The sequence below is a fragment of the Vagococcus sp. WN80Y genome (assembly GCF_059621045.1).
Genome location: NZ_JCAQHY010000125.1, coordinates 22064 through 28892, shown reverse-complemented (window position 1 = coordinate 28892; position 6829 = coordinate 22064). Strand labels below are relative to the sequence as shown.

Annotated in this window: 8 protein-coding genes; 1 reads left to right on the top strand and 7 read right to left on the bottom strand. The window is 40.2% G+C overall.

Going from position 1 to position 6829, the window contains the following annotated elements; translation table 11 throughout:
* Positions 1-501 precede the first annotated feature (501 nt).
* Positions 502-930 carry a WYL domain-containing protein gene (locus AC5KOD_RS05875; protein ID WP_496913607.1) on the bottom strand — a complete coding sequence of 143 codons (429 nt, stop codon included), beginning with the start codon at positions 928-930 and terminating at the stop codon, positions 502-504.
* Positions 931-945: 15 nt separating this feature from the next.
* The gene (locus tag AC5KOD_RS05870) at positions 946-1221 is read right to left on the bottom strand and encodes a hypothetical protein (RefSeq protein WP_496913606.1); all 276 of its coding nucleotides are present in this window, start codon (positions 1219-1221) and stop codon (positions 946-948) included.
* A gap of 95 nt (positions 1222-1316) precedes the next feature.
* On the opposite strand from AC5KOD_RS05870, the gene AC5KOD_RS05865 reads away from it, so the two are divergent.
* A complete protein-coding gene (locus tag AC5KOD_RS05865; RefSeq protein WP_496913605.1) occupies positions 1317-1475 on the top strand; it encodes a hypothetical protein in 159 nt (52 codons plus the stop codon).
* Between the two features lie 95 nt (positions 1476-1570).
* Here AC5KOD_RS05865 and AC5KOD_RS05860 read toward each other — a convergent pair whose 3' ends face one another.
* From AC5KOD_RS05860 to AC5KOD_RS05840, 5 genes are all read right to left on the bottom strand, one after another.
* Complete coding sequence (locus AC5KOD_RS05860) at positions 1571-2218, bottom strand: hypothetical protein (protein ID WP_496913604.1); 648 nt, start codon at positions 2216-2218, stop codon at positions 1571-1573.
* A 26-nt stretch (positions 2219-2244) separates the two neighbouring features.
* Positions 2245-2904, bottom strand: coding sequence for a cell division ATP-binding protein FtsE (locus AC5KOD_RS05855; protein WP_496913603.1), 660 nt, complete (start codon positions 2902-2904; stop codon positions 2245-2247).
* Between the two features lie 159 nt (positions 2905-3063).
* Complete coding sequence (locus AC5KOD_RS05850; protein ID WP_496913602.1) at positions 3064-3387, bottom strand: hypothetical protein; 324 nt, start codon at positions 3385-3387, stop codon at positions 3064-3066.
* Between the two features lie 83 nt (positions 3388-3470).
* A complete protein-coding gene (locus AC5KOD_RS05845; protein ID WP_496913601.1) occupies positions 3471-5498 on the bottom strand; it encodes a DUF2135 domain-containing protein in 2028 nt (675 codons plus the stop codon).
* 17 nt (positions 5499-5515) lie between these two features.
* Complete coding sequence (locus tag AC5KOD_RS05840) at positions 5516-6748, bottom strand: RtcB family protein (RefSeq protein ID WP_496913600.1); 1233 nt, start codon at positions 6746-6748, stop codon at positions 5516-5518.
* Positions 6749-6829 lie beyond the last annotated feature (81 nt).

Below are 6829 nucleotides of genomic sequence, written 5' to 3'. Positions count from 1 at the left end.
TTATCACTCGCTATCACTATTCTACTGGAATAATCAGAGAATCTCAGTAGCACTGATTTTCCAGTTTTGCTAGTCTATGTGTCACGCCGCATGTGACACTACTCGATTTTTTATTTGACAATTTAATGAGGGAGGAAAAGGAAAGTATACTCTCATCTCAACTAATTACCACTTACTATCATTATTCTACTAGGATAATCAGAGAATCTTAATAGCACTAGTTTGCCACTTTCCCTCGTCTATGTGTCACGCCGCATGTGACACTACTCGATTTTTTTAATTGAAAAACAAAGCTATATTCTAAGAAAACAATAACACTGTTAGCTTTTCAAAAGAATACTCTTGATAACTCCCTCACAAGTATTCTTTTTGTTTGACCAGCCAGTTCATACAAGGGATTAATTACTTCCAGTGTACCACACTTTCATCACTATTTGTTTGCGTTATCATTTTTATTTTTACACAGCTTCTATAAAATAATAAACACTCGCCTAAACAACTCTAAATGTCTCGGTACATTGCCAACACGCCCTGAGTCTTGTCAATTAGCCAGTCGATCATTTCTGGTGGCTCAATGACTCGCGCCTCTCTCCCAAGCTGAAGGAAGAAATCCGCTGTAAAGGGAATGTCAACTCGTGAAAGCTCACCTTCAAGCCATCCCCTTCCATTTGACTCTGTCCTAACGTATTTTCCTAAATAAGGATGTTCACAGCACTGTCTCACTCCGACCTCCGTCAGCTGTACAATCAGCGGTAACGGATCAATTAATTGATAGGCTTCTTCATTCGTCTGCATGCTAATTCCCTTAACAAATCCGTCTCCAGTCAACGCAAGCAACATTATTCGGTCCACTCTATAGTGTCGCAGCTGATCCACCGACACATCTCTAGCTGCCAAATACCACAAACCGTTACTACCATAAACACCCAAAGGCTCTACTAATTTTTATGAATTCTTTTTGTGAGACTTGTAACTAATCTCAATAATTTCCTGCTCTAAAGCCACTTGCATGAGCTCTGCCAAAAAGGGGGCACGTACTAATTGCAGCGGTTGCCTTAATTGAAATACTTCCGATAACCGCTCTAAACGCTTTCTAATTCTTAGAGGCGCGACTGCCAACATTTTCTCTCTAGCAACCGCAACCGTCAGCTTAAACGGAAAATCATGATAATCATCTAATGAGGACATCGCAAAAAATAACGAAATAAATTCATCTTCCATTTACTTAGGATCAACCAACAACTGGCTTAAGCCAACAAGACACATCTGCCCTCATAACTGTTTTTAATGAGCTGATTGCTAAAAAAAACACCGTCATGGTAATTGAACACAATATGCAACTTGTTAAAGAAGCCGATTGGCTGATTGATTTCGGTCCCGAATCAGGTAAAAATGGTGGAACAATTCTATATGAAGGCCCACCAGAGCAGGCCAAAGCAGCGAGTAACTCAGTTACTGGCCGTTACTTAGCTTAGGATTTGTCAATCTCCCCTTATTCAACAGTCCACTAACTCATTCAACATAGATAATTTTTCGTTATTTTAACGCACGATAGAAATAAACACTCTTTTTATCGTGCTCTTTTTTTAGTCAGTCGATCAATTGCCCGCTTACTCCCTCGGTACTGCCACAGCCACACTACCCCACTCATCAAAATCACCAAGCTATTAGCCTTCAAAGGGTAATACCACTCAGAATGCCACGGTTGCTGATAGCCATGGGTAATAACTAAATAAGCGAGTCCATAGATAAAATCAGCCACTACCAGAGCTAGCCCACCGCCGAAAATAATCGGAACTGTTTGCTCCAAATAAAAATCATATGTCAGTTGATTTACTTCCGCTCCTAACACATACTTAATTTTTATTTCTTCTGTAAATAATAGTAACTGCCTTCTCAAACCTGTCATAAAAAAGAATAAGCCAAAAAGTAATAAGCCACTTATTAGCAAAAATAATCCTACTTCAATATGAAACAATAGCTGAACAAGCTGCTGTCTCGTACTTCCTATCAGGTCTTCATTATCCAACAAAGGGAGTTCTTCTATGCGAATTGTTTTTCGGATAACATATCGCCCTAAAATCCCTAAACTTAAAAATAGAAAATAACTAAAACTTCCCACACTCACTAACAGAGTTTGTTTGGGCTGACGCTGTAAAAGTTTTCTTACGGTCGCCTGTTGATATTTTTTCGTGTTTTTTACCTCTTGACTAGCCAAATCAATTCCTTCCTCCCTTTTCCCATTTACTCTGAGTCAGAAACTATCTGCCCTTTTTTCAACAACAGCCGTCTATGGGGAAACTGCTCGACCAAGCCATAATCATGGGTTACCATCACAACAGTCGTTCCCTCTCGGCTAATTTTTTCCAACAAAGCAAGTATCTTTCGTGAATTTTTAGGGTCTAAATTTCCAGTTGGTTCATCCGCTATTAAAACGCTAGGTTGCGTCACCAATGCCCGCGCAATCGCAAGCCGCTGTTGTTCTCCACCAGAAAGTTCCTCTGGAAACTGTTCCCCTTTAGTTTCTAGACCAACATAAGCTAATAACGAGCGTACTCGCTTATCAATCTCACTCGCTTGATAGCCTTTTATCTGTAGTGGATAGGCCAAATTTTCTGAAACAGTGTATCTTTCCAACAAATAGTACTGTTGAAAAATAATTCCAATCTGCTGTCGAAAAGCCACTTGCTCCTCCACATCCATCTGTGTTAAATTATAGCCTGCCACAATTATCTCACCACTACTCGCACGTTCATCATTATGAATCAATTTGAGTAAGGTTGATTTGCCAGCCCCGCTACTTCCAAGAACATAGACAAATTCCCCTTGATTAATCGTTAGCGACACCTGATTAATCGTCACAGAATCGCCATAATAATGACTAACAGTTGATAGTTTAATCATTCCTTCACTCCTCAAAAAAAATACTTCCTTCAGTGTAGCAAGGAAGTATCACATCAATAAGTATATTAGCTAACAGTTTCATGTCAATCTATCACTTGACTGTAAAATAGTTACTCTGACGACGAGAGTGTCTGAAGAGGTAATCCAGCTCCATCGCAACTAAATCAAGTCTTTCGCCAACATAAATTTTGCGACTAGTCGTACCAATTCTTGTTCAAGCCTTTCAGCAGTTTCTTCTGAATAGACCATCGACTGAACAGGCGTTTCAAACATATCCATTAGAGCAATCGGCCTAATTTCTTCGCCAACAATCTCCAAGGTGATTTGCGGATTAACTGTCGTTGTGCCACACATGTCAGGCTTTAAATAAGCCAAATCGTAACGCCCCTGTTCTTTCTGCCGTAAACGATAATAGCCCTCGCCAAGATACTCTTTTTCCTCACCAAAGTTCGCCTTTAAAAGAAGCCACTCGTCATAATTCATAGAATTTCCTCCTCATTGAAAAACCGTTAACTCTTTCTTTATTCTACCATATTAGATCCGCAAACTATACCAACTAAAAGAGTCTAATCAAAGCGATCGATGGCTATAAATCTACTCACACCGTCAACAGTTACCTTTAAGGTCAGATTCCAGTCGGAGTCTTTACTAAAGCCTAGTCCACAAGCCGTTGCTTCATCAGCCCCGTTGATCGGTGTCGAAGCTGTATATGCTTCTAGAGTCTTTCTGATTTCTTTAAGATCAGGAGTCAGCATCTCATTAAAAAAGCCTCTTCCTTTGCCTTGACTCTGATCACGGCAACCTTCTAATAAGAAAAAAGTATGATTGCCATTGTGCTCAAATGACTGCTCTCCCCATAAATTTGGCGAGGTTGTAATCCCTGTGACAGGAACAAAAGAGCCGCGCTGAAGATTCCAATAATCGGTTGCTACCTTCTCGTTAGATTGTGACATCTCAATTGGTTGCCCTTTTTTATACTTAAATTCAAAAGCCGTTTCTTTCTCATTAGTCCGTGCTAGTTCACCTTGATACACATAAATCTGTCCCTCCACCTCTAACTCTACCTTAAATGGGGTTCCATAACCTGTACTTCTATCGTGGTAATTATGCACATAAAAGTGATACTTGCCATTGATTCCTTCACTCTTTGACCAACGAATATTTTCAATCGGATAACTGGTTTCACCGCGGACGTTCATATCGACATCTAACCAGCCATTGGTTGCTTTTTTATGATTAAAGAACAAATGCTGACCTTTTGGAGTCACACAATGCAAATCCAAATCTGAACGATTTTCCCAAATCAACGAACACCGAATATCGTTGTCCTCATATCTACCACCTGCCGCTTGCACGCGACGCTTAATTTCTCCGTCAACCCCACCATGATAATACCAAGAAAAAGGATTATTCCACTGAAATATAGCTTCCGACTGTGGCACATTCTCTGTTACTAAGGCCATAAAGCGACTAGTATCTTCAATCCTAGCTTCAATCATTGTTGCTTTAGGCAATAGCTGTTCCTCAAATTTTTTCCAAGTCATTGTCTTCGTTGGCACCTTTAGTTGATTTACCTTTGATTGTTTTATTTTCGGCATAATACTACCAAAAAGACTTTTTGTCGATTTTTGACTCACTCGGTCAGGTCTACGCCAACTAAAGGTAGGAATTTCTTCTAATCTAGCGTAACGGCGATCTAATGAGTCAGCAATACCGAGTTTTTCAACTAATCGTTCTGCCTCACGTAGCCCACCTTCTGTTGGCGCAGCTTGTGAGCGCATATAATTATTCGGGCCCATCTTTTCATTGTAATGCTGAATCAACGTTTCTGTATCCAGTCCAGCTTGATACTCATCTAATAGCGTTCCTACCAGCGAATTTTTTATATGACAATACCCCGTCTTTGCCTTAGCCACAAATAACCATTTTAAGTGCTCATGCTGCTCGTCACTATTCTCACTTATTGTATGCGCCGCCTCGCTAAACCACGAAATAAGACCAATAAACCGCTCGCTACGATAAAGTGTGCCAGATACAATCAGTGCCTTTACACCTTCAATAGTCGTTAATCTATACTCCGCCAAAGCAGTCGTTACAAGCCTAAAATCTTCCTTTTTTTCAGCCATTAGCTGATTGGCTGTTTTTAAAATCGAACGATTCAAATAGCTCTTTGGTAAATTGACGGATAAGTGACTTCGTTCTCCTAAACTATCCACGCCTAATTGACGGACATCTGAACAAAAGACTGTTTTTATTGGACTCGCTTCAACCAGTTTTTTCAATTGCTGAGTTGCCCGCTTGAAATAGTTAGGCGCTGAGTCTGGATGCCACATTGCTGATTTTAAGGTACCATTAGCTGACATCACAACTAAGTCCCCGTACTTTCTGATGAACTGTTTACAACAACTGCAATTATAAAGCTGTCGGCCATCTGGCTCAATGGCTTCAAGGTAGCACTCCCATAAATCTGTTGCCACTGCGACTTTAAACAGCGGTTCTCCTAGACTGATACACGCCTGAAATCCTTCTTGTAAACTTCTTTCAAAGTCATCATATCCATGACTCTCATAATTTATCATTTGCTTTTCCACCATTCCCCGCTCCTTCTCTTCTAACCTTTAATTACACCTACTGTCTGCAATTTTTTAATCGGAACAATTAAATCTTGTTGATTTGCCATCACTTCATCAATATTTTTATAGGCAAAACGACTTTCTTCTGCTACATCCGCTTTTTTCACTTTGCCAAGAATGACATCCTTTTCTTTTAAATCAACAATCACTGATTCCACTGAAATTTCCTCTTTAGCTCGTTTACGAGAATACACTCGACCCGCTCCATGAGAGGAAGAATGAAAACTTTCAGCTTCTCCCAAACCCCTTACAATGTAGCTCGATGATCCCATTGCACCCGGGATAATTCCCAGCTCACCTTCACGAGCACGAGTTGCGCCTTTACGGTGAACCCACACGTTTTCACCGTAATGATGTTCTAACGCCGCATAATTATGATGACAATTCACTCGTAAACTATAAGTTACCTCTTTGGCCAAATAGTTACTCACAAAATGAGAAAAGATCTCCATTGTTTTTTCTAGCATTTGCTCACGGTTTTCATAAGCATAATCTAGCGCAATCGTCATCCATGCAAGGTATGCTTGCCCTTCTTCCGTTGAGGTTGGTAGAAATGGTAGTTGATTTTTTTCAGGAACACGACTATGCCATGTTTCATTTAATTTCTTCGCCACGCCATTAAAGTGCTGGCAAATCTTCGCACCTAGATTTCTACTTCCCGAATGAAGCATAATCCCTAGATACCCCTCTTCATCCTGCTGAAACTCAATGAAGTGATTCCCACCACCTAATGTTCCAACTTGATAATAAGCATTTTCTAAAATTTCCAACCCATCAGGTAAGCTTTGATCCTCGGCCATTTCAATTAGCGCTCGATCAATCACCTTTGACGGTTGTTTTTCTTTATGAAGTGCAAAGCCTACTGGTATATCTCGCATGACCTGATTAACAATTAATTTCAAAAGTGGCTGACGATCGTGTTCAACTTTTTGCAAATCAGCATATAAAATATCTGTTTGAACATAACACATCCCGCACCCAATATCCATACCAACAGCATTTGGTACAAGCGCCCCTCTAGTCGCCATTACTCCACCGATCGGCATTCCATATCCGTAGTGACAGTCTGGCATCAACGCTACCCATTTGAAAACAAAAGGCAATTGAGCCAAATCTAGCGCTTGCTCGAGGACATTGTCCTCTAATTCTTCTTTCGGCAACCAAACCTTAATCGGTGCATTATTTTTAGTTTTATCATAATGTACAAACATTTTTCTCACTCCTATTTTTTATTGGACGCTCTCATGAGCGGTCACTTAACTACATTTAGTGTAGAACATTTAATTAACCTC